At 55.3% G+C, this 22,178-nt stretch carries 21 protein-coding genes and 2 tRNA genes; 14 read left to right on the top strand and 9 right to left on the bottom strand.

What is annotated here, in order from left to right:
• Positions 1-356 precede the first annotated feature (356 nt).
• The 4 genes from ACOBR2_RS17975 to ACOBR2_RS17960 are packed head-to-tail and all read left to right on the top strand — an operon-like array spanning position 357 to position 6,260.
• Complete coding sequence (locus ACOBR2_RS17975) at positions 357-1,697, top strand: TolC family protein (RefSeq protein ID WP_420237470.1); 1,341 nt, start codon at positions 357-359, stop codon at positions 1,695-1,697.
• Positions 1,694-2,803, top strand: coding sequence for an efflux RND transporter periplasmic adaptor subunit (locus ACOBR2_RS17970; RefSeq protein ID WP_420237469.1), 1,110 nt, complete (start codon positions 1,694-1,696; stop codon positions 2,801-2,803). Before ACOBR2_RS17975 ends, ACOBR2_RS17970 begins: the two co-directional genes overlap by 4 nt.
• On the top strand, positions 2,803-6,054 hold the full coding sequence (locus tag ACOBR2_RS17965; protein WP_420237468.1) for an efflux RND transporter permease subunit: 3,252 nt from the start codon (positions 2,803-2,805) through the stop codon (positions 6,052-6,054). Before ACOBR2_RS17970 ends, ACOBR2_RS17965 begins: the two co-directional genes overlap by 1 nt.
• Positions 6,051-6,260: a YgaP family membrane protein gene (locus tag ACOBR2_RS17960; protein WP_420237467.1), complete on the top strand. Its 210-nt coding sequence runs from the start codon at positions 6,051-6,053 to the stop codon at positions 6,258-6,260. Before ACOBR2_RS17965 ends, ACOBR2_RS17960 begins: the two co-directional genes overlap by 4 nt.
• A 399-nt stretch (positions 6,261-6,659) precedes the next feature.
• Here the strand turns inward: ACOBR2_RS17960 and ACOBR2_RS17955 are convergent, their stop codons facing one another.
• Positions 6,660-7,010, bottom strand: coding sequence for a NifB/NifX family molybdenum-iron cluster-binding protein (locus tag ACOBR2_RS17955; protein WP_420237466.1), 351 nt, complete (start codon positions 7,008-7,010; stop codon positions 6,660-6,662).
• A gap of 236 nt (positions 7,011-7,246) precedes the next feature.
• Here ACOBR2_RS17955 and ACOBR2_RS17950 point away from each other — a divergent pair, with 236 nt between their 5' ends.
• The 4 genes from ACOBR2_RS17950 to ACOBR2_RS17935 all read left to right on the top strand — a co-directional run bounded on the left by ACOBR2_RS17950 (position 7,247) and on the right by ACOBR2_RS17935 (position 10,288).
• Positions 7,247-7,672 carry a PadR family transcriptional regulator gene (locus tag ACOBR2_RS17950; protein WP_420237465.1) on the top strand — a complete coding sequence of 142 codons (426 nt, stop codon included), beginning with the start codon at positions 7,247-7,249 and terminating at the stop codon, positions 7,670-7,672.
• A 142-nt stretch (positions 7,673-7,814) separates the two neighbouring features.
• A complete protein-coding gene (locus ACOBR2_RS17945) occupies positions 7,815-8,309 on the top strand; it encodes a rhodanese-like domain-containing protein (RefSeq protein ID WP_420237464.1) in 495 nt (164 codons plus the stop codon).
• On the top strand, positions 8,299-8,856 hold the full coding sequence (locus tag ACOBR2_RS17940; protein ID WP_420240035.1) for a TlpA family protein disulfide reductase: 558 nt from the start codon (positions 8,299-8,301) through the stop codon (positions 8,854-8,856). Before ACOBR2_RS17945 ends, ACOBR2_RS17940 begins: the two co-directional genes overlap by 11 nt.
• Positions 8,857-9,118: 262 nt before the next feature.
• Positions 9,119-10,288, top strand: coding sequence for an IS4 family transposase (locus ACOBR2_RS17935; RefSeq protein ID WP_420236255.1), 1,170 nt, complete (start codon positions 9,119-9,121; stop codon positions 10,286-10,288).
• A gap of 740 nt (positions 10,289-11,028) precedes the next feature.
• Here the strand turns inward: ACOBR2_RS17935 and ACOBR2_RS17930 are convergent.
• Both ACOBR2_RS17930 and ACOBR2_RS17925 read right to left on the bottom strand, forming a co-directional pair.
• Positions 11,029-12,084 (bottom strand): tetratricopeptide repeat protein, encoded by a 1,056-nt coding sequence (locus tag ACOBR2_RS17930; protein ID WP_420237463.1) that lies wholly within the window; start codon positions 12,082-12,084, stop codon positions 11,029-11,031.
• Between the two features lie 408 nt (positions 12,085-12,492).
• Positions 12,493-13,242, bottom strand: a complete 750-nt coding sequence (locus ACOBR2_RS17925) for a hypothetical protein (protein WP_420237462.1) — start codon at positions 13,240-13,242, stop codon at positions 12,493-12,495.
• On the opposite strand from ACOBR2_RS17925, the gene ACOBR2_RS17920 reads away from it, so the two are divergent.
• Entirely contained in the window at positions 13,228-13,413 is a 186-nt protein-coding gene (locus tag ACOBR2_RS17920; RefSeq protein ID WP_420237461.1) for a hypothetical protein, read from the top strand. The two genes, ACOBR2_RS17925 and ACOBR2_RS17920, sit on opposite strands and share 15 nt — an antisense overlap.
• Positions 13,414-13,511: 98 nt before the next feature.
• On the top strand, positions 13,512-13,781 hold the full coding sequence (locus ACOBR2_RS17915; RefSeq protein ID WP_420237460.1) for a hypothetical protein: 270 nt from the start codon (positions 13,512-13,514) through the stop codon (positions 13,779-13,781).
• Positions 13,782-13,909: 128 nt separating this feature from the next.
• Here the strand turns inward: ACOBR2_RS17915 and ACOBR2_RS17910 are convergent, their stop codons facing one another.
• Positions 13,910-14,257, bottom strand: a complete 348-nt coding sequence (locus tag ACOBR2_RS17910; protein WP_420237459.1) for a winged helix-turn-helix transcriptional regulator — start codon at positions 14,255-14,257, stop codon at positions 13,910-13,912.
• Positions 14,258-14,366: 109 nt separating this feature from the next.
• On the opposite strand from ACOBR2_RS17910, the gene ACOBR2_RS17905 reads away from it, so the two are divergent.
• Complete coding sequence (locus tag ACOBR2_RS17905; protein WP_420237458.1) at positions 14,367-15,362, top strand: alcohol dehydrogenase catalytic domain-containing protein; 996 nt, start codon at positions 14,367-14,369, stop codon at positions 15,360-15,362.
• A gap of 289 nt (positions 15,363-15,651) precedes the next feature.
• Here the strand turns inward: ACOBR2_RS17905 and ACOBR2_RS17900 are convergent, their stop codons facing one another.
• A complete protein-coding gene (locus tag ACOBR2_RS17900; protein WP_420237457.1) occupies positions 15,652-16,554 on the bottom strand; it encodes a class I SAM-dependent methyltransferase in 903 nt (300 codons plus the stop codon).
• A gap of 46 nt (positions 16,555-16,600) precedes the next feature.
• Between ACOBR2_RS17900 and ACOBR2_RS17895 the strand changes: the two genes are divergently transcribed.
• Positions 16,601-17,020 (top strand): helix-turn-helix domain-containing protein, encoded by a 420-nt coding sequence (locus tag ACOBR2_RS17895; RefSeq protein WP_420237456.1) that lies wholly within the window; start codon positions 16,601-16,603, stop codon positions 17,018-17,020.
• A gap of 711 nt (positions 17,021-17,731) precedes the next feature.
• Here the strand turns inward: ACOBR2_RS17895 and ACOBR2_RS17890 are convergent.
• A tRNA-Gly gene (locus ACOBR2_RS17890) sits at positions 17,732-17,806 on the bottom strand.
• A gap of 202 nt (positions 17,807-18,008) precedes the next feature.
• Entirely contained in the window at positions 18,009-18,443 is a 435-nt protein-coding gene (locus tag ACOBR2_RS17885; protein WP_420237455.1) for an RrF2 family transcriptional regulator, read from the bottom strand.
• Positions 18,444-18,840: 397 nt separating this feature from the next.
• On the opposite strand from ACOBR2_RS17885, the gene ACOBR2_RS17880 reads away from it, so the two are divergent.
• A tRNA-Lys gene (locus ACOBR2_RS17880) sits at positions 18,841-18,916 on the top strand.
• A 109-nt stretch (positions 18,917-19,025) separates the two neighbouring features.
• On the opposite strand, the gene ACOBR2_RS17875 is transcribed toward ACOBR2_RS17880, so the two are convergent.
• Positions 19,026-19,904 carry a PfkB family carbohydrate kinase gene (locus ACOBR2_RS17875; protein WP_420237454.1) on the bottom strand — a complete coding sequence of 293 codons (879 nt, stop codon included), beginning with the start codon at positions 19,902-19,904 and terminating at the stop codon, positions 19,026-19,028.
• 194 nt (positions 19,905-20,098) lie between these two features.
• Here ACOBR2_RS17875 and ACOBR2_RS17870 point away from each other — a divergent pair, with 194 nt between their 5' ends.
• Positions 20,099-20,827 carry an MIP/aquaporin family protein gene (locus tag ACOBR2_RS17870; protein ID WP_420237453.1) on the top strand — a complete coding sequence of 243 codons (729 nt, stop codon included), beginning with the start codon at positions 20,099-20,101 and terminating at the stop codon, positions 20,825-20,827.
• Between the two features lie 195 nt (positions 20,828-21,022).
• Here the strand turns inward: ACOBR2_RS17870 and ACOBR2_RS17865 are convergent, their stop codons facing one another.
• The gene (locus ACOBR2_RS17865; RefSeq protein WP_420237452.1) at positions 21,023-21,760 is read right to left on the bottom strand and encodes an RsmE family RNA methyltransferase; all 738 of its coding nucleotides are present in this window, start codon (positions 21,758-21,760) and stop codon (positions 21,023-21,025) included.
• Positions 21,761-22,178: the final 418 nt, after the last annotated feature.

Below are 22,178 nucleotides of genomic sequence, written 5' to 3'. Positions count from 1 at the left end.
GCAGACCTGCAAACGGTTCAGGCTCTTGAAGACTGCGGTCAACGTAGTGGCAACCGTAAAAATTGCTTCCAGGGAGGAAATTAGGTTATGTAGATGTTAACTACATCTTCATTCCGGGAAACATGAAGTAAATCTGCAGATTTCCGCTGATTGAGGCCGCGCAATAGGGGGAGAATATGGAGGTGTTTCTATGCCGACCGTGCTCCAGTCTGAGGCATGAGACGGTAGCCAGCGGAGAAATACTGACGGAATGCAAAAATATTTACATTTTGCTGTAACAGATTGCCCGGGTCATGACTTTATTCAGGTGTACGCACCCGAAAAGGACGGCGCAGATGACGAAACTGCTACGAATAATGGCTTCATGCTCTATGGTTTACGGAGCACTGTGGAGCTTGCCCGCTGTAGCGCAGGGGCCGCAATGGACGCTACAACAGGCGATTGAGACAGCTCTCCAGAAAAATCCAGAGACGCAGGCTGCTAAAGCCGATGTAAAGCGGGCAGAAGCAGGAAGAGAGCTTGCCCGGACGTGGCTTCTGCCTCAGCTCAGTTTCACGGAAGATCTTTCGCGTGGAGATGATCCGGTCTATGCCTTTGGCACTCGCCTGCGCCAGCGCCAATTCATGCAGAGCAACTTCGCCCTCAATGAATTGAACCGTCCTAATCCCATCGGAAACTTTTCCTCGCGACTCTCCGGTCAATGGATGCTCTTCGACTCCCTGCGTACGGAGCGGGGCATCGCCGCATCGCATCAAATGGCACAAAGCGCCTCGTCAGGAGCCAAGGCTGTCGATCAGAAGGTAATCTTTCAGGTCGTTCAGGCTTGGGAGTCCGTTCTTTACACACAGCGTCAGGTAGAGGTAGCAGAGCGTGAGCAGGAAACGGCTGCGGCTCTGCTGAGCACCGCAGAGGATCATGTGAAGGCCGGTCTGGCTGTGGAGTCGGACCGTATGGCGGCGCTGGTCAATGTGGCCGCGCGCAAGCAGGAGCGCATTGCCGCAGAGGGTGAACTGGAACTGGCATGGGCGCAGTTGCGACTGGCAGTGGGCGAGCCTGAGTTGCAGCAAATCTCCCTGCAGCCGATTGAGGCACGTGCCTTTGAAACATCTTCCTTCGACGAGCAACTTGCCGTTGCGTTGAAGACTCGCCCGGACCTGCAATCCCTTCGCTCCGCACAGCAGGCTGAGGGAAGCGCAGTAGCTGCAGCGAAGTCAGCATTTGGTCCACAGATCGGAGCCTACGGAAACTGGGAAGAAGACCGTGGCTCCATCGGCACAGCCGGTGGAAACAACTGGGTGGCCGGAGCGCAGATTCGCATGGATATCTTCCCGACAGGTAAACGCGCTGAATTGCAGCGGGAGCAGGCTGTGAAGGCTCGCGTGGATGCGCAGGTGGCTTCGTATGAGCAGAACCTTCGACTGCAGATCAGCCAGGCGCGTACGCATTTGCGGGTGGCCTCGCAATCTATGCTGACGGCGCAGGCTGCGCTCGATCAGGCCACGGAAAGCCTGCGTATCGTGAAGAACCGCTACGATGCAGGCCTGACCAATATCACTGACCTGCTGCGGGCCGAAGACGCCGAGCGCGAAAGCCGCGCAAACTACTGGCGCTCTGTTTACGGCAATGCACTTTCGTATGCGGAGAATCTTTTCGCTACCGGAACCCTTACTCCTGAAGCCACGGAGGCTATGCAATGAGTGCTTCGTACCGTATTCTTCTTTTCTCTTCCGCAGTGCTTGCTGTGGCTGGTTGTCACAAGGAAACAACTCCCGCAACGGTTCCGGTAGAGACAGTGAAAGCGCGTCTGGTGATAAGCGAAGGACAGGAGAGCGCTACCGTATCAAGGGCTACGGGTACGCTCCATGCGAAGGAGAACGCAACACTTTCTGCGCAGGTCGTGGGCAGTGTGCGGCAGGTGCTGGTGCAGGAAGGCGATCCTGTTCGTGCGGGACAAACGCTGATGATTCTTAACGACGCCAGCTATAAGGACGGAGTCGATCAGGCCCAGGCCGGAGTGCTGGCTGCCGAAAAACAAAAACAGGCAGCACAGAGCGATGCCGCGCTGGCCGAGAGCACTCTGGCACGTTTCCGTCAGTTACAGCAGCAGAAGAGCGTAAGCCCGCAGGAGATGGATGAAGTTTCACGGCGCGCCGAGGGTGCAACTGCTCGCGTTAGTGCGCTGCAAGCTCAGGTGGACGCGATGCAAGCTCAGGAAGCCGGGGCAAAGACCACGCTCTCGTACACGCGAATTCGTGCGCCGTTCAACGGCGTAATCTCTGTCCGCATGGCCGATCCTGGAACGGTGGCCGCGCCCGGAGTTCCACTGCTGCAATTGGAAGGTGCAGGAGCCCTGCAACTGCAGGTCAGCGTGGACGAGTCGGCAATCGGCAAAGTACATCGGGGAATGAAGATTGTGGTGCATGTAGATGGTGCTGTGGATGTTCCTACGATGGGAACCGTGAGTGAGGTTCAGCCTGCGGCCGATGCCGCAAGCCACAGTTTCCTGGTCAAGATTGATCTGCCGCAGGCTAAACAGCTGAAGGCTGGAATGTATGGCAGCGCCGAGTTGGATATGGGCAGCCATGCGGCAATTAAGGTTGCGGCTTCGGCCTGTGTGCAGCGCGGTTCGCTGCACTACGTCTATGTGCTCGACAGCAACAACATCGCTCAATTGCGCGCCGTGACGGTGGGTTCCAGAAATGGCTCATTGGTGGAAGTGCTCAGCGGACTCTCTGCAAATGAAAAAGTTGTCGATCAGCCTGGGGACCGTGATCTGAACGGCAAAAGAATCGAGGCGCAGTGATGAGCACGGAGATCAGACAGGAACACCACGGCCTGGGAATTGCCGGTCGGCTGGCCCATGCATTCCTCAACTCAAAACTCACGCCCCTCTTCATTGCGGCTTCGCTGGCGCTGGGTGTATTCGCAGTTGCGATTATTCCCCGCGAAGAAGAGCCTCAGATTCTGGTTCCGATGCTCGATGTCGTTACTGCGATGCCGGGAGCTTCGGCGGCTGAAGTCGAACAGCAGGTCACCAACCCCATCGAGTCGCTGGTGCGCCAGATCTCCGGCGTCGAATATGTCTATTCCACATCGATGCCCGGGCAAAGCATGGTGGTGGTGCGCTTTTTGGTGGGAACATCGCAGGAAGATGCGCTGATCAAGGTCTACAGCAAGCTCTATTCCAACTTTGACCGCATTCCTCCAGGCGTGACACAGCCCCTCATTAAGGCTCGCTCCATCGACGATGTGCCTATCCTCTCCATGACGCTGTGGGGCGATCACTACGACGGCGCGCAACTGCGCACCTTTGCCACAGAGATTCAGAACAACGTGCAGCAGGTTGGCGATGTCTCTGAGACCACCATCATTGGTGGGCAACCGCGCGCCATGCGCGTCGTGCTGAGCACGGAAAAGCTCAATGCCTACGGACTTTCACCGATGGCCATTGTGCAGCATCTGCAAGGTGCCAATGCCAGTCTGCAGGCAGGCAGTTTTGCAAATCAGAATACACAGATTCGTGTGGACGCTGGAAATCTGTTCACGCGCAAAGAAGATTTGCAAGCCGTTGTCGTTGCGGTAGTACATGGCCATCCTGTGTTCCTGCGGGATGTGGCACAGGAGATTGCCGATGGCCCTGCCGATCCAACCGACTATGTGTCGTTTGGAACAACGGCGCTCAGTGCAGTAGCGCAGACTACGGCACGCCAGTATCCGGCAGTGACGATTACCGTGGCCAAGCGCAAGGGAACGAATGCCACAGACATTGCCAACGCTGTACTAAAGCGCGTGTGTGAGATGCAGGGCATGACGCTGCCCAGCGATCTGCAGATCACCACCACGCGCAACTATGGTGAAACGGCCAAGGCCAAAAGCGATGAGTTACTGGAACATCTGCTGCTGGCCACGCTTTCCGTCACACTGCTGGTTGCGCTCTTTCTCGGATGGCGTGAATCGGGTGTGGTGCTGCTGGCGATTCCTGTGACATTGGCCCTGACCATGTCGGTCTTCTACTTTCTTGGTTACACGATCAACCGCGTCACGCTCTTTGCGCTGATCTTCTCCATCGGCATTCTGGTCGATGATGCGATTGTGGTTGTCGAGAACATGGTTCGTCACTTCCGCTTGCCAGCAAATCATGGACGCAACATGAGCACTGTGGCTGTGGAAGCTGTCGCCGAGGTGGGCAATCCTACGATTCTTGCAACCTTTGCGGTACTGGCCGCAGTTTTGCCGATGGCCTTTGTTCGTGGCCTGATGGGCCCCTATATGCGGCCTATTCCCGTGGGGGCATCGGCTGCGATGCTCTTCTCGCTCATGGTCGCCTTTGTGGTTTCCCCCTGGGCAGCGATGCGGCTAGTCGGTCGTTCTCTGGGGCATGAAGCCAATCACGAAGAAGTAGAGAACTGGCGCACGCGCCTCTATCGTCGTGTGATGACACCACTGCTGGAGAGTAAACGCCATCGGTATCTCTTCCTGGCTTCTGTGGTTGTTCTGTTGCTGCTCTCCTGCGTACTGGTTCCAACAGGCTTGGTGCGTGTGAAGATGCTGCCCTTCGACAACAAAAGTGAGTTGCAGGTCGTCATCAACATGCCCGATGGTACGCCACTGGAGCAGACCGCACGCGTAGCGCAGGAGATGGGAACGGAACTTGGCAAGCAGCCCGAGGTGCTGAACTACCAAGTCTATGCAGGAACCTCCGGCCCTTACAACTTCAATGGCCTGGTGCGGCACTACTACATGCGTCATCAGCCTAATCAGGCTGACATACAAGTGAACTTTGTGCCTGCGGGCGAGCGCTCGTTGCAGAGCCACGCAATCGCCAAGAAGCTTCGACCACTGCTGGTTGCGATCGGCAATCAATATGGCGCGCGCATTCAGGTCAGCGAGGTTCCGCCTGGGCCGCCTGTGGTGCAGACGCTGGTTGCTGAAGTTTACGGTCCTGACCCTGCCGGGCAGATTCGCGTCGCTCAGCAGATTAAGGACATCTTCCATCAGACCGACAGCGTTGTGGATGTGGACTGGTACCAGGAAGATCCGCAGCCCAAACTTTCCATGCAAGTCGATCAGGTCAAGGCTGCGCAGCATGGAATCTCTGTGGCAGATGTAGCGCGCACTCTGGCTCTGGCCACTTCAGGTCTACAGGTAGGTCTGAATCACGACCGCGATGCGCGGGAGCCAGTACAGACGATTGTGGAACTGGAACGCGCGGATCGCTCCTCGGAACAGGCACTCGATGAGATTCACCTTCCCGGTGCGGATGGCAGCATGGTGCCGCTGCGTGAAATGGTGACGGTGAATCACGAAACACTTGAACCAAGCATTTATCACAAGAATATGAAGCGTGTGGTTTATGTGACCGGCGATGTTGCAGGCGCTGAAGAGAGTCCCGTCTACGCGATTCTGAAGATGAATCAGGCGCTCGATCATCTGGCGCTTCCCGCCGGTTACACTCTGAAGCGCTATAACGCCGTGCAGCCTGATTCCACCGATCACTATTCGATGAAGTGGGATGGCGAGTGGCATATCACCATCGAGGTCTTTCGCGATCTTGGACTGGCCTTTGCTGCCGTGTTGATCCTGATCTATGTGTTGGTGGTTGGATGGTTCCGCTCATTTATCGTGCCGCTGATTATCATGGCGCCCATTCCGTTGACGCTGGTTGGCATCCTGCCTGCTCATGCGCTGCTGGGCGCGTTCTTCACTGCAACCTCGATGATCGGATTCATCGCCGGTGCCGGCATTATCGTGCGCAATTCGATCATCCTCGTAGACTTCATCGAATTGCGTCGCAGGCAGGGAGCAACGTTGAAAGAGTCGGTGATTGATGCTGGGGCCATTCGCTTCCGTCCCATGTTGCTGACGGCGATGGCAGTGGTGGTAGGTGCCAGTGTCATTCTTACAGATCCGATCTTTCAAGGGTTGGCAGTCTCGCTGATTGCCGGAGCAGTTGCCTCCACCTTCCTCTCTTGGCCAACCATTCCTGTTCTTTACTACATGATTCATTCCGGCCACGAGGCTGCCAACACATCTGAAGAAGGAGAAACTTTATGACGGTAGAACGTGCATTACGTCTGATGGCCGGAGTGGTTACACTGCTTTCTCTGGCTCTGGCGCATTACTGCTCCCCGAACTGGCTATGGCTGACTGCGTTTGTCGGATTGAACTTATCGCAATCGGCCTTCACCAACTGGTGCCCTGCCATGACAATCTTTCGCGCCATGGGGCTGAAAGCCGCAGCAACCTGCGGGGGGAAATAGGAACATGGACAAAAAGCATTTTCTGCTTCCAATGCAGACAAACTGGATGCATCCACAGCGTCTGCAGGCGAAGATCCATTTTGCTTTTATTGCGAATATTCAGACCATACAGGCTTCGGCCAATGCAACCGAATTGCCCAGGCAGAGTGCGGATCTGATTCTGTTAGCCATCAAGCTGAAAAGCTGTTTGCAAATCTCACTCATCCGGTTGATTCGCTGGAAAATGTCGTGAAAAAGTATTTCCCTGAGCTCACTGACAAAAATAGAATTTGAGATCATGAGAGAGGATTCAGAAGATTCTCTCTCATGATCTCAAATTGTCTGGATCTAAATCCCATGCGAAGATTGTGCTCAATCTGAAGTCGGTATGCACAGGGTATTATTCAGATGCAGATTGGCTTAGTGCTGGCAACTACATGCGCAGGTAGTCTCCACGGATTTGAGATTGCCTGCGAGCCACAAACTGGCCAAAGTTGCAACAGGCTCTTCCGGAGCACCGGAAATGATCTCAATCGACATCTCGTTCAGCATCTGACGAACACGAGCACCCAAGTTTCCGGTTATGACAACATTTGCATTCATGGATTTCAACCATTGTGGCAGAACACCAGGCTGATGCTCCGGAGCGTTTGCTTCGTTGATATTCAAAATTTCACGAGTGGTAGGATTCACTTCAATAATGGAAAAGATCTGACTGTGGCCGAAATGTGAATTCAGATGTCCATCGCTGGTTGGAATGGCAATGATCATTGTACGGTTCCTCTCATGTTCAAAATCTGTGATCCGGCTTATCGATCTCTGTACCTGAACATTCAGGCTAGATCTGTTCTGCGCAGTAGCTCCAGATGGAGGCGCACCATGTAGATGTTAAATACACCTACATGGTAGCCGAAGTTGTTCCTTTCCACAATGGGGCATACACGAACTGGCCAGATGTATAGCAGCAATCAGGATATACACTGAACACAGGCAACCTGGAGGGACATTTGGCAGAGAAAAAATGTAAGCATCATGGCCAGGAGGTTCCCTGCAGCTGTGCGATGGGGAAGTTGTATCGATTTATCGAACCTCTTGTGTTGCAGCAGCTTAAAAAAAATGAACACGCATATGGATATGAACTACTGGAAAGCCTGAAGGCACATTGTCTGACCGATGCTGCAATTGACAAAGCGGCACTATACAGAACTCTCCGACAACTGGAAGAGCAGGCTTACGTGGAGTCTGAATGGGCAGAAGGTTCAGGCGGGCCATCAAGAAGGGTCTATCGGCTTACGAAGAGTGGAGATCACCATTTGCAGCAGTGGTCGATTGTCATGGAGCAAATGGCAGGTGCCATGATGCAATTTGTGCATTCCGTCAAGAACAATGCAAAAGATAAAAAGAAGATTGGTCGTCGCCCAGGACAAAAGTAAGCGGCAGCAGTACCATCCAAATCGTGACAGCTATCACGGAAGTTGTAAAATACATCTTGTTGAGATTGTTTGAGGGGCTCTGCGAATTCCATAATCGCTTTGTGGCTCATTTCAAAGCTGTCTGCTGAATAAAGGAGATCTTATGAAAAGGCATTCCACCGGGATATTTGCGGGTATGATTTTAGGTTTGTTGTTGGCCTTGTCGCCATCTTTGCTACCGGCTCAATTTATGTCGGCACCGGGTGTTATCAGTGCCTATTCGGTCCCGGCAGGCGACCTGATTCAGCCTTCGCAACTAAATGACATGCTCCGCCTCCCCCAACACAAGTCATTGCTGATCTTTCATGTTGGTTCCCGTATGATGTTTGCGCAGGCGCATATTCCGCATTCGGAGTACATCGGTCCGGGTTCGCAGCCAATGGGAATTGAGGCACTCAGGAAGCGGGCCTCGTCGGTAGACAAGAAGCAGTTGATCGTTCTGTACTGTGGCTGCTGCCCCTGGGATCGCTGTCCCAATGTCGGACCGGCATATCAGACGCTGCGAGGCATGGGCTATAACGTAAAGGTTCTGCAGATTCCGAGCAATTTTGGCGCAGACTGGGTGGCAAAGGGGTATCCGGTTGAGCGTGACCAGTAGTTTCGTGGTTATTGAGAAGGACTGCTGGAATGGTCGCAGAAATTTTCTGCGCGTGGCCGTCCTTCTTTATCTTCTGATTGTTTGTGCTGGTTTGAGCCATGCGCAGAAGCCTCAGCCAATGATCGGATCAGTAGTTCCAGACTTTGAGCGTAGCGATTTGCATGGTAACCGTGTTCGGGTCTCAGTATTACGTGGCCATGTTGTTTTGCTGAATTTCTGGGCGACGTGGTGCGCTCCATGCCAACAGGAAATGCCCGTCTTTGTGGAATGGCAGAAGAAGTATGCAGGCCAGGGGTTGCAGATCCTAGGCGTTTCCATGGACGACGATGACCGGTTGGTGCGAAAACTGGCCACCCGATTACAGATCAATTATCCACTGATGATGGCAGACAAAAATCTTCTTGATTCGTATGGCGAGATTCTTGGTCTGCCTGTAACTCTTTTGGTCGATCGCAAAGGCGTAATCCGGGCCCGCTTCGAGGGTGAGACCCACCCAACCGAGATTGAGAAACAACTGAGGCAGTTACTCGCAGAGAGTAGCGCATAAATAGAGGATAGCCGTCGTTCCACTATTTTAGATGACAGGTTCCTTCAGATGGATGCCATGCATCATGCACAGGTTGATGCGACTGATTGCCAGATATGAAAGGGCAAAAAGGTGCGCATATAATCGTCATCACTGCTGTCCGGTTGACGACTAACTTGCTGCCTGCAACCGTCTGATGGGCCGAGGGTTGCGGACGTTTTGGGGTGGTGTCGATTTGAAAATGCCGCGATGCTGATTCCAGAGATGCTTTCTGGAGGCGGCTGTGAACGCTGGCAAGTTGCTGTTCGCGCAGTTGATGGACTTCCTTCCGTGGACTTCGTTTGCCCGCAGTGTGGCCCGTTATGGCGGCGACCGCCGGGTGCGCAACCTCAGTTGTACCGAGCAGTTCCGTGCTATGGCCTTTGCTCAGTTGACCTATCGCGAGAGCCTGCGTGACATCGAAGCCTGCCTGTGCGCACAGCCTGCCAAGCTGTATGCCATGGGATTCCGCTCTCCGGTGCGTCGTTCGACATTGGCTGAGGCCAACGAGAGCCGCGATTGGCGCATCTATGCTGAACTCGCGCAACGACTGATGGTCCAGGCCCGCAAGCTCTACGCCACGGAAGACCTCGGCATGGACCTTGATGCCGCTGCGTACGCCTTGGACTCTACAACCATCGATCTGTGCCTGACCTTGTTTCCGTGGGCGCATTTTCGCTCCACCAAGTCCGCCGTCAAGATGCATACCCTGCTCGATCTACGCGGCAACATACCCACATTTATCCGTGTCACCACGGGCGATCTGCACGACGTCAACATGCTCGACGAGATCATTCCTCAGGCTGGCGCTTACTATGTCATGGATCGTGGCTATCTCGACTACGCCCGGTTGTATCGCCTCCACTTGGCCGGAGCATTCTTTGTCACCCGCGCCAAGAACAACTTGGATGCCCGACGTATCTACTCCCAACAGGTGGACAAGCAGACCGGCATTTTGGCAGACCAGTCCATCGCCCTTAACGGGTATCACAGCCGCAAGGATTATCCTAGCCACCTGCGCCGCATTCGCTTTCATGATCCAGAGACCGGCAAGGATCTACTCTTCTTGACCAATCAGTTCACACTACCTGCCGTCACCATCTGCGCTCTCTACAAAAGCCGATGGCAAGTGGAACTGTTCTTCAAATGGATCAAGCAGCATCTGCGCATCAAGGTCTTCTTCGGCACCAGCGAAAACGCCGTCAAGACCCAAATATGGATAGCTGTCTCGGTCTACCTCCTGGTCGCCATCGTCAAGAAGAGACTCGAACTGTCCGGCTCACTCTACACTTTGCTGCAAGTGCTCTCGGTAACTCTGTTCGAGAAAATGCCCATCTCACAGGCACTTCAGCAGAAGGACTACACAAACTCACTAACTGCCGATCCCAACCAACTGATTCTGTTCGACTTTTAACCGGACAGCAGTGAATCGTCATGAAAAATCTCAAGGACTTACCGGCAAAGAACCTTCAAACGTTCAAGAATGTCTACAGGTTCTGTACAGTATGTAAGTTATTGAAACAACGTGTTATTGCATCTACAGGTTGAGTACAGTTCGACAACAGAGTTTACCTGCGGCTTGATTTCCTGTAAGGCTACTTTTGCCCAACCGCTCGAAACAGCTTAATTGACTTTTCAGGGTTTTAGTTAAAAATACCCATTAGGGCGGTTCTCCAATTGCTGTACACCGAAACCGCCGCAGCTGAGTGGCTTTTTCCTCAAAAAATCACCTCACACAGTCTCACAAGGGCTACATCTATTGAAGAACCGCTCTAAAAGGTAGACCCTCGGAGGACCGGATGCCCAGGTTGAACGCAGGTGCGGTAAGGAAGCTCGCTCTGATTTGTGTGCTGTCCAGCGGCTTGCCGATGCAGCCCGCTCCGGGAGCAGTAGGGCAGAGCGGCGATGTTGCTCCGCAGGAGGACGCGCCGTCCAGTTCGCTTCGCTTCCTGCGTGGCGTTCGCGATATCCGCTGCTCCGTCTCGTGCCGGTTCGTACTTCCGAACCGGAGAATAGAAGGAGTTGCTTGTGGTGGCTCCTGAGCGCCCAGGAAGAAGGGGTTCACTACGGAGAGTAGGATGAGAATTTTCAGCATCGCGGGTCGCATACTCCTGTTGTGTTTTCTCACAGATTTCGAATACGTTTGCGTCGATGTCATGCCGGGACGGACGCGATACCCGCATCGCGGGAAGTTCCAAGCTCTCCGAGAGCGACGCGCAAACTCTCCAGCTCTTCCGGAACAGAACAATATTTCACTGCGGCATAGAGGTCCTTCACGGCGTCCTGGGTTCTTCCCAGCTCCTGGTGGAGACGCGAACGGTTTGTATAAAGGTCTGCGTTTTCCGGATTGAGTTCGATGGCGTGGTTGAAGTCTTCAAGGGCTGCCGGCAAATTTTCGGTCTGATAATACAGAACACCGCGATTGGCCGGGACCTCCCAATGCGTGGAACCCGCGTTCAGGGCGGCGGAGTAATCTTCTATAGTCTGATCGACCATGCCCAGGGCATCGTAGGCTTGCGCGCGTCCCGCAAGTGCCACCGGATGGTTCGGTTCCAGATCAAGGGAACGGCTGTAGGCGCCCAGCGCGTCTTTGTATAGACCCATCTGGCGATAACACTGCCCCAGATTGGTATGGACCTCGTAATACGGTGAGCTCAGTTCGATGGCCCTGAGATAATCCGCACGGGCTTCGTCGATGCGTCCGGCAGAGAGGTAAAGATTCCCTCGCTCGTTGTAGTACTCGGAGTAGTTGGGATCCATCTCGATAACCGCCGAGTAGGCTTCAAGGGCTTGCTCCTGCTTGTCTATCGCCACATAAACCTGGGCGATGTTGTACAGCAGAATGGATCGATGGAGAAGGTGTTTCTCTGTACCAAGATTCTCATTCAGCCGAGCGAGACCCGAGGCGCATAGGTCGATCGCTTCGAGGTGACGGCCTTGAAAGGCCCTGATCATTGCCAGGCCGTTCCGGTTGAAAACACTCTCAAAGTGATACTCGTCGGCGGAAAGACCGGCTTCGGCAACTTCTGCGAGTCCTCGATTAAGCCATGCGACACCCTGTTCATAGTTTCTAGGTTTGCTGTAACGGGCATAGAACATGGCGATGAGATAGGACAGCCGCCCTTCCCAGATCTTCTGGCCTCGCTCGGCGACGTCGCGCGCGGCGCCAAGGGCGAGTTGCAAGCCTTCCGGTCCCTTCCCCAGGCCCATACATTAGCATCTTGACGACGATGGACCGTTGCAGGCGAATGTCTTCCGGGAAGACTGATTGCGCGATGTCGAGAAGGCCTGTCCCATAGCGGATGGCGTCCTCGTAAAGCCCTAACGTGTTGTAGGTTTCAAGCGCGAAGTGCCGATAGTAGGTGACCTTAGCCGCTTAGGCGGGGCATGAACAGTAGCAGTTGGCGGTTGTCTTCAGGGTTTCAACTTTACGAACGACAAACTTCTTCATGTTTAACCCCCTCTTGGCATGGGGAACATTCCCTCGGCTGCGGAATGTTTTGTCATCATAATTCCCATGTGGTTCAGAAAATAAAGTTTTTAAGATTACGAAGGGGCTATGAACTTTAGTTTGACTCGAAGAGTAAACAGTTAGGGGTATGGAAACGGAGAAGGACTTCAAATCTCCACGCAGCCGGAGACGCGCGAGCGCGTCCTGCGCGATCTGATCTGCAAGCGCAACAAGCCCATCGCGCTGTTCATCGACGACGCACACGATCTGCACGGCAAAACACTGGTTGGCCTGAAGCGTCTGGCATTGACGCCTTCTTTGCGTGCAACATGATTAGCCGGTCGTCGTGCCAGGTAAACCGTCGGCCCGCGCATGCTTTCGGTGAAGACATTGACGCCGCGCAACCGGCGCGGATCGTAGGTGACAGAGGTTCCATTTTTGAGTTCGACGGTGAGCGTATTGCCGCGGGCATCGACCTCACGGACACGAGCATAGCTATTGCGCTCGATTCCCTCGGCTTTGCTGCTGGTATGGCTATGCAGCACATCGCCGGCGTTGCATCGCGTCGCCCAGGTCCGGTCGGCTCCGGTCATATCGGAGCGGTGATTGAGCACGCGTAACTCATGCCCATCGACCGCCAGCGTTCCATTATTCCGTAGCTCGGCCCGCACAGCTTTGTTGAACAGACGGCGGCTGCGATTGTCGGGAGAGATAATGAGGGAATTTTCCGGCTGCGCGGCATAGTCTCTGGCAATCGCAGCGATGCGCTCATTGGCATCCGCGATTTCTGTCACTCGCCCCTGTTCGGCGAGCAGTGCATCGCCTTTTTCCGTTTCGTTGTTGGCGAGAAGCTCTACGGCGCGGCGCAATTCCGGGGCTTTCTGACGCATGATTTGGTCGAGTTGCGAGGTCCGCATTCCGGCCTGCTGCATCTGCTCGAAGGGCCGTCCCGCACCCTTGCCGACGGATGCCGCGTATACTTTGCCATGCCCGAGGCGCCCTTCGGTGCGATGGCGGAGCAAACGCTGGTCGATACACGCAGCATCATCGCGCCTGGCAAGCCACGGCTGGTATTCACTCTGCGCTAAGATGCGTGCAAGACAACCCCAGCTGCATCACAGGCGACGGAGTTCAAGTGAAGTCAGTCGTACCCGTGTCCACCCGTGCAGTCCGGAATTCATACCTTATGCTGCACAGTTCAGGAGAGCGCGGGATAGCTCGTGTACCCGGCAGCGCCCATCCATTCCATCGCCGGGTGATCGAACACCAGGGAAAAATTCTTGATTATCTAACCGGCCTGCTAGAGCCCTTCGCAATCGACAAAAGTGCGGCGGCGGCAGCGATGCTTGGTGTCATCAATGGCGCTCTCTCCATGCGGCTGGTCTTTGGGACGTCAAAGCAGGTCCCACTCCTCTCGTCGGCCGAGGCAATTCTCAAGAGCTTTCAGAACGCGTGAGCTCCACGCCACTGTGGTTTACATGCCAAATTGAGGATCGAGAACGAAAAACGCCGATTGCAACGGTGATCGATTCCCAAGTGCAGATCGTCTAATTCCAGTAGCAATGCCTACATTATGGAGGCGAATCAGGACGCAGCTGCGGCATCCGGAGCATCCACGATCGAGGCTCGATGTGCAAGTCCCCAGTCCGCCATGGCGTCCATTATGGGGCGGAGGGTATTGCCCAACTCCGTCAAGCAATACTCCGTTTTTGGCGGAATCACCAGATACACCTTGCGTGAAATGAGCCCCCACTCCTCGAGTTCGCGAAGTTCTTTCGTCAGGATGCGGTCGCTTACCGGGGGGCATGCGCGACGCAATGCCGAAAAGCGGAGGGGTTCGTTCCTGACAAGCGCCCAAACGATCCTGGACTTCCACTTGCCACCAAGGATTCGAGAGGTGAAAGCCACCGGGCATGGGTTGGGAAATTCCATAGAAATTACACTAACAAAAATATCCGTACTTGTAAAAAATTAGTGTCTACGTTGTGATGGTCTTCAAAGGGCTGTGGTGTTCGCAAAAGCCGCCCAAAAGGAGATTCACATGAAAGCTGTCACCGTCACTGCCTCCCGTGAACTGGAGCTGCGCGAAGTACCCACTCCAACAGAAGTGCCGAGCGGCCATCTGCTCATTGAAATCCGCTCTGCCGCCATCAATCACGGCGACAAGACCTTTCTGAAGATGCCGGCCGCGGCCACTGGCCTGAACACCAGCAAGCATGAGATTTGGGGAGCATCGGCTGCGGGTCGCGTGCTTGCTGTCGGTGCGCACGTTCATGCTGATTACTCAGGCAAAAATGTTGCGGTCTATCGTTCGTTGACACCCAGCTCCGAGACCGTCGGACTCTGGTGTGAGCGCGCAGTGGTTCCCGTCACCAGCTGCGTCCTTCTTCCGGAAGAGCTTTCGAGCGCCGATTACTCCGGCTCGCTCGTCAACGTAATCACGGCGCATGCATTTCTTGAGGAAATGGCGTCCGAAGGCCACACCGGCGTGATCGTCACAGTAGGAGGTTCCGCCACCGGGCTTGCTCTCGCCGCGCTGGCTCGTCTGAAAAACATTCCTGTTCTCTTCCTCGCTCGCTCCGAGCGGGCCGCGGAAGCTTTGCGCGCACTGCAACTCAAGCATGTTCTCGTCACCAGCGATGCTGGCTTTGATGCAATGTTTGAACGGCTTGCAGCAGAGCTGAAGACAACCGCTGTCTTCGATGGTGTAGGCGGCGATCTTATCACCCGCATCGCTCCGCGTCTTCCGCGCAACTCCACGGTCTGGTTCTACGGCTTTCTTGCCGGCATGGAGCCGGTTGCGCTACCCTCCGCCATCTACATGGCGAAGAACCTCACGATGAAGCCTTTCAGCAACTTCAACAGTGCGACGGTGCGCGACTCGGTGAAGTTGCAGCATGCGCTTGAATACCTGCAAAAACAAATCGCCGATCCGCTGTTTCGCACAAAAGTTGGCAAGACCTTTCGCCTGGACCAGATTCAGGAGGCAATGGCCTACGAGACCGAACCCGGAGCGAAAGCGGTTTTCCTGCCTTAATCGAAGAACAACTGAGTCAGCATGGGAACGGAGGGGGGCGGTGCGTGGCGAGGTTTAAAGATCGCTTTGGCGGGCACCGCCCTTTCTAGAACGGAGAACCAAGGTCTAGCAATAATGAAGAGCCCACGGCGAAGTAGCTGCAGTCCTGAGAATGCTGATCCGCCCGGAAATAAGATGCAGGGATGGGCAGGCGGAATTTCTACCCCTTGACGACTTTTCGATACGAACCGATTCCTCGATAAGTGACTCTCAATGAGTGCTCCGGCTCGAATATGCCAATAGAGATTGATTATCGTAGGTTATTCGGTATCGCTGACAAACACGACGCATGCGCGCTAACCATCCAGCAAGCAGCGCGAAAGCGAACCTCGTCCTCATACACATAAGGATCAAACGCGGCACGAACCCTTTGCAAAACTTGATTCCGAATTTGCTCTTCGGCCTCTTGAAGCATGAGACCTACCGGGCCGTTCTTGGCCAGATAGCGAACCAGTTCTTTCTCCGGCATGGTGCACGTGACATTGATTGGCTGGATATCGATGTCGGCCCAGCCACTCTGTTTCAGAATGGAGTTGATGTGGTTCCGGTCTGCAAATGCAAACTGCCCCGGTAAGCAGCGCCGACGAGCAGGAAGATTCGGCAGGTACGGTGCCGCAGCGTGCTCCGCCGTGGCCATGAATGGATTCTCAGCAGCATCTCGCCAGGCAATAAACCTGAGTTCCGTGCTTTGATTTCCTGCTCGCCGCAAGTTCGCAAATGCGAGGACTGGATCGCCGAAGAACATGACACCGAAGCGCGAAATGATTGTGTCGAAGCTTTCCATTTCAAACGCATGGGTTTGCGCATCAGCGCAGATAAAATCTGCGGAAGAGGATTCCGAAACAGCACGAGATCGGGCGACCTCAATCAGCGGTGCTGAAATGTCGATCCCGATGCAGTGGCCCTTCGTTCCGAGCAGGCGGGCGATGGCCAGGGTTGTGCTGCCCGCTCCGCAACCGATGTCGAGTATCCGGCCTTCAGCCCTGGAAGAGATCACATCAACCAGCAGTTTTTCAAACGGCTTGAACATCTGGTCGAGGATCTGTTGGTTTTCTGCCCAAGCGCGTCCCGCATGGCCGTTCCATAGCTCTTTCTGCTCATGATTTGTTTGCTGAGAAAGATCCACAATCGCCTCCTTGTCTTTGCTTTTCAAGCAACCATGTCCTATTATGCAAGTTAAAGTCAACTTGAGGTCAAGTGTGAAACCGCTGGATATATCGGAAGTCTCGCAACGTTCCGGCCTAGCCGCATCAACACTGCGCTATTACGAAGAGAGAGGGTTGATCACATCGATTGGGAGGCGAGGACTACGCCGATTGTTTGACTCGAAGGTGCTGGAACAGCTGATGCTGATCGCCCTCGGACAGACTGCCGGCTTCTCACTCGATGAAATTGCACGCATGTTCACGCCTGACGGGCGGCCGCACATAAATCGTCAAATGCTCACAGTCAAGGCGGAAGAGCTAGACAGGAAGATTCACAAACTCTGCGCAGTGCGGGATGGCCTTCGGCACGTCGCTGCTTGTCCCGCACCAAGCCACATGGAGTGCCCTACCTTTCGCCGCATCCTTCATGCTGAGGCGAACAGCAAAGGCAAGCTGCATCGCCGCCAGTCCTGAGCAGCCTTTCAAGGCATGGTCTACAGTAAATAGGCTCTATCATGGCCCGTTCGAACCCAAGATCAGGCCCGACAGGTCGGCTGGCAGGTGTCTGCCTTGCCAGTTTGGAATATCAACTTATGCATTACAGGTAATGCATAAGTTGCACGTGGGGTGATCGCCATTCAGAGGAGCAGTCCCGATAAACGCCCATTGCAACTGCGAGCCTTACCCGAAATATTGTCCAACTCCGCCGCAATGGTTACTGCCGAGATCTTCTTGATGTCGCGCAACTGCTTCACTGCTCAAAGGCGCATGTGTGTAAGGTAGCAGCCGGGCGCATCCACGGCTGTGCTCCCATTCTCTTCGTCTCGCGGGGCCGGCGGAGGCTGATACGCCGCGAATCCCCCTGGCGATGGCTGGAAGCAAATGAAGGCGTTGAGAACGGTGGCAAGCTGACGACATTGCCAATACGGGATGCCGGTAAGCGCGGATAGGAGTTATCCATGCGAAAGAGCCGGTATCAGAAGGGATCGGTCAGGAAACAGCGTGGCGGATGGGTTGGGCTTTGGTGGGCCATACGCTCGATGTGAACCAGAATGTTTATCGGCAGACTTCCGTCACAAGCCGACTGCCTGCGGTGAATAAGCTGGAGGAAAAGCTGCTCATCATGTGAATGGAGCACAAATAGAGCACGCTGTCAGGCTGGATCCTCTAACTATATGATTCTATTGGAGCGGGAGACCGGGATCGAACCGGCGACATTCAGCTTGGGAAGCTGACGTTCTGCCACTGAACTACTCCCGCCCATATGTCTGGCCATGGCCCGACAGGCGATCAGCTTTTTACGGTGTTGCTTGGCAACAGTGTACGCCGACGTTTTGCAGTATACCAAGAGCGGCGGCAAATGCATGCACAGGCTTTTGCGGAAAGGTGTCGTGGAGGGGGTGCGCCGGAGTTTTCCGGCGCAGTGGGGGGCTGTTTGTACGGCAGAGAGAAGGATGAGAAGCTACTGCTGGCGGGTGGAGCAGCCTGCCAGGTCTGCCACGATGGCCGCACGCAGAACGTCGGTCATGGCATCCTGGGCGCGATTCCAGACGGGGTGCGAGGGGCAGATGGATTTGCGCTCGCAGTTGCCACCCTTCAGGCAGATGTTGAAGCGGATGGGGCCGTCGATGGCTTCCACTACTTGTAGAAGCGAAGCCTGACGGCCTTGGGAGAGAATCTCAAAACCGCCCTGCTGGCCGCGGCGCGAATAGATGAGTCCGGCGCGGGTAAGTGCCTGCAGAACCTTGGACAGAAAGCTGGAGGGCGCATTGGTGGCCGCCGCCAATTGAGGCAAAAGCACGCGCTCGTTCTCTGGCAGTGAGGCAAGGTGAACCATTACGCGGATCGCGTAGTCAGCGCCACGCGTCAGTTGCATGGAGGATGCAGGAGTTTTCATGAAAACGGAACCATCTTCCTTCCCGTCAAGAGTGGTGCAACCGAAGAACGGTCAGAGGGGCACGCGTCAGGACGTTGGAATAGGAGATTCTCTACGAGTGGAAAGCAGAGTAACCCTGATTCTAGTGCAAAAAAATGATTGTCTGGAACCGGAAAAGAGAGGATTTCTCAAGGAAAAGCAGTCGGGTGCTTGCGGAGAGAGAATTCTGTCGCAAATACAGACAGTTTTGAATTCAGCCAATTCGTATTGCGGAAGATTGGGTTAAATTCGGGGTGATTTTTCCACGGGAAAGAGGGGGTTTGCATCCGGCGAATCCTGTGTTATATTTCTTTAAGTAGGCAGTGGGAACACAGCCTGCACCGCGGTAGAGTCCCTCTGCCGCAAGGCAACTGAAGATGGACGTGTAGCTCAACTGGCAGAGCATTCGGCTCTTAACCGACAGGTTGTGGGTTCGATTCCCACCGCGTCCACCATCCTTCTGGTCAGCAAAAATACGGTCTCCTGAAAGCCCTGTTTTACTGCGGGTTTACGGAGGCCAAAGTTTTTTTGCGGGCCTGTTTTCTGTTTATAGAGAACAGAGATCTATTCCTGGTTGGGCATTCTCCAGGCGCGTGTGCCGCGGGTTCGGCAGGCATGTGCGGCAATCCTGGCAGCTTCCGCTAGCGATTCGGCAAAACTTCTTCCTGCCGCAGTGTAAAAGCAATAAGATCCATGGAAAATATCACCTGCGCCGGTTGTGTCCACGGCTTCAACGGCAGGGGGCAGAAGTTCTCCACTTAGCGCTTTGCTCCAGTAGTGCACGGGCCCGCCTCCATGCGTGATGGCGATCTGTTGCACTCCTGCGCACCGGAGAAAATCCACCGTCTCGTCTTCTGTTGTACTGCCGGGAGGATGGAAGTCTGCCGAGCAGATGGCAGTATGCACATGCGCAAGCAACTCCTCCGTGTCTGGCTTCCAGCTTCCGCCATCCAGAACGACAGGCTTGCCGAGAGAGCGAGCGCACTGCGCCCACTCGATGCAGGCCTGCATCTGGTGGCCATCGACTTCGACCACATTGGCCCATGCGCATTGTGCGGGGTCTGCCTGTGTGTGGCTCGCGTTGAGGTGTGTGGCGTTGGCGGAAACCACGGCACGCTGTCCGAGCGCATCCACCATCACGGAGGAGAGCGTGGGCAGACCGGCAAACTCCGGATGCAGATCGCAGAGCTTGATTTCGAGGGATTCGAGTTCAGTGCGGATCACGGTGCTGAGGGGGTGTGAGCCCACGGCTGCTGCCAGCACGGCCTGTCCTCCCAGATGAGCAAAGGCCATGGCAGCATTGGTTGCCGGACCGCCGGCATACACTTGCTGGCTGTGCGCATTGATCTTCTGATTGGGCAGTGCGCAGAATTCCACTTCGTAGATCAGATCAATGGTGGCCAGTCCCACAAACACCGCGCGCCCACTCTCCGAATTCTGCATTGCGCACTCCTTTGTGTTGCTTCTGGCTCTGCGTACAGAGTACACAGGTGGACGACGGGGTGGAACGTACTTGGCGAAGGTGGCTCCGGCGGGCGAGAATACTTGCGGCTTATAAATCCTTCTGGTTTGCCGATGCTGCAGAACGCAGATTTTGTGCTGCGGCCTGGTGGACACTTTTTCCAAGGAATCTTTTGATGCACTCTGTCTGGTTGGGCGAATTTATGGGCACGCTGATTCTTCTGCTGCTCGGCGGTGGCGTCAATGCTGGCGTTACATTGCGCAAGTCTTTTGCGCAGGGGGCAGGATGGCTGGTGGTCGCGCTGGGCTGGGCGCTGGCGGTGCTTTGTGGCGTGCTTACGGCGCAGGCCTTCGGCAGCAGCGGCGCGCATCTGAATCCGGCAGTGAGCCTGGCTGCGGCCATCGTCAGCGGCGACTATGCGCAACTGCTTTCTTACTGGAGCGCGCAACTGCTGGGCGCAATGGCAGGCGCGGTGCTGGTGGCGGTGCACTACGGTCCGCACTGGAAGGAAACTCCGGAAGCCGCAGCCAAACTGGGCATCTTTGCAACCCGTCCTGCGATCCACGCGCCTTGCTGGAATCTGCTGAGTGAGATTTTTGGCACGGCGGTGCTGATCGTGGTGGTGAACGCCATCAACTCCAGGGGCGTTTCGCCCACAGGACCTGCGCCGGGCTTTGCGCCGTGGCTGGTAGCCTGTCTGGTCTGGTCGGTCGGACTTTCGCTGGGTGGAACCACGGGCTATGCCATCAATCCCACGCGCGACCTTGGACCGCGCATTGTGCATGCGCTGCTGCCGATTCCCGGCAAGGGGCCATCGAACTGGAGCTATGCGCCGATTCCTGTCTTCGGTCCGTTGATTGGTGCAGTGCTTGGTGGATTGCTGGTGCGGTGGGCGCGCTTTTAGAGTGGTTCTCTAATAAGTGTGGCCCTTTGTAGATCGTGCAAGGGGGCTTTTTCTTGAGGAAAAAGCCACTTAGCGGCAGTGGCTTCGGTGTACAGCAATTGGAGAACCGCTATAGAGCAATTGCAGTACGGAAGTTTTACGGCAAACAAAAAACGCGCGGCTTGCAAGCCGCGCGTTGTGTCTTTCTGCATCACATCAGTCCATCCATGCGGCTACAACCGAGAGCGCGGTGAGCGCGGCGGTTTCAGCGCGCAGAATGCGCGGGCCCAGCGTGACGGCTTTCCAGTCACTCGCGGCAAAGAGGGCTTCTTCCTGCGGGGACCATCCACCTTCGGGACCAATCGCAATCTCCAACTGCGGGCGTTCATTTCCGGCGTCGTTGACGGCGGCTTCTACGGCAGAGCGCAGATTGTTGGTGCGCTCTTGCTCGGCCAGCACGATGCGTTGCACGCCTGCGGCTGGTGCGGACTTGATGTGTGCCGTTAGCGAAACGGGATCCAGAATCTGTGGCACGTCGGCTCGGCGCGACTGCTGCGCCGCTTCATGTGCGATTCTGCGCCAGCGTTCCACGCGCTTGATTGCGGATTGCGCCAGATGTTTTTCCGTGCGTTGCGCCACGGCGGGAAGAATCGCGGCCACACCCAGCTCGGTGGCCTTTTCAATGGCCCACTCCATGCGATCGAACTTGTAGATGGAAACTACCAGCGTGACGGGCAGTGCGGGTTCCGCATCAAGTTCCGGACCCAGACGGAAGACCACTTCCTCGGGAGTTGCCGACTGCACCACGGCGTGAAAGACGCGCCCGCCTGCCACCACATCGGCTTCCATGCCAGCCTGCGCACGCAGCACACGCGCCATGTGCGCGGCCTGCGCTCCCACGAGCATTGCGCTCTGTTCGTCCCACTTGTCTGCGATCCAGCGTCGGCGCGTCATTTGCTTGTCCTCCTGCATGTTTTGCCGCGGCCTGCGGCCGCCAATTTTACCTTATCTCAACAGCGAACCCTGTGGGGCGATTCCGAAGAGAATCTATGTGCGCAACGGCAATACATTCGTTGACGCGCTTCGGCCGGGAGCTGCGACCGCGCATGGATTTTGCATGCACGCAAGGCTTTGCTTTGGGGTGTAAAAACACCACGGGGGACGCTGGTTGCGTCCCCCGTGCGTGTTGCCAGTTGGTTTTATTCTGGCAGCTTTGCCTGCAGGCGTTTTCACTGCATCCTGCCTTGCTGCCAGTTGCCTATTCTCCCTAGTCGATTCTACGTATCAACGTTACGTGCCAACTCTACATATCGACTTACGTATCGACTCACATGTTCACGTCGATTCTGTAGTCGATCCTGCAACTGTGAAT

The organism is Telmatobacter bradus, assembly GCF_048629425.1.
GTDB classification, from domain to species: Bacteria; Acidobacteriota; Terriglobia; order Terriglobales; family Acidobacteriaceae; genus Telmatobacter; species Telmatobacter bradus.
This window is presented reverse-complemented; position numbering and strand designations above follow the sequence as displayed.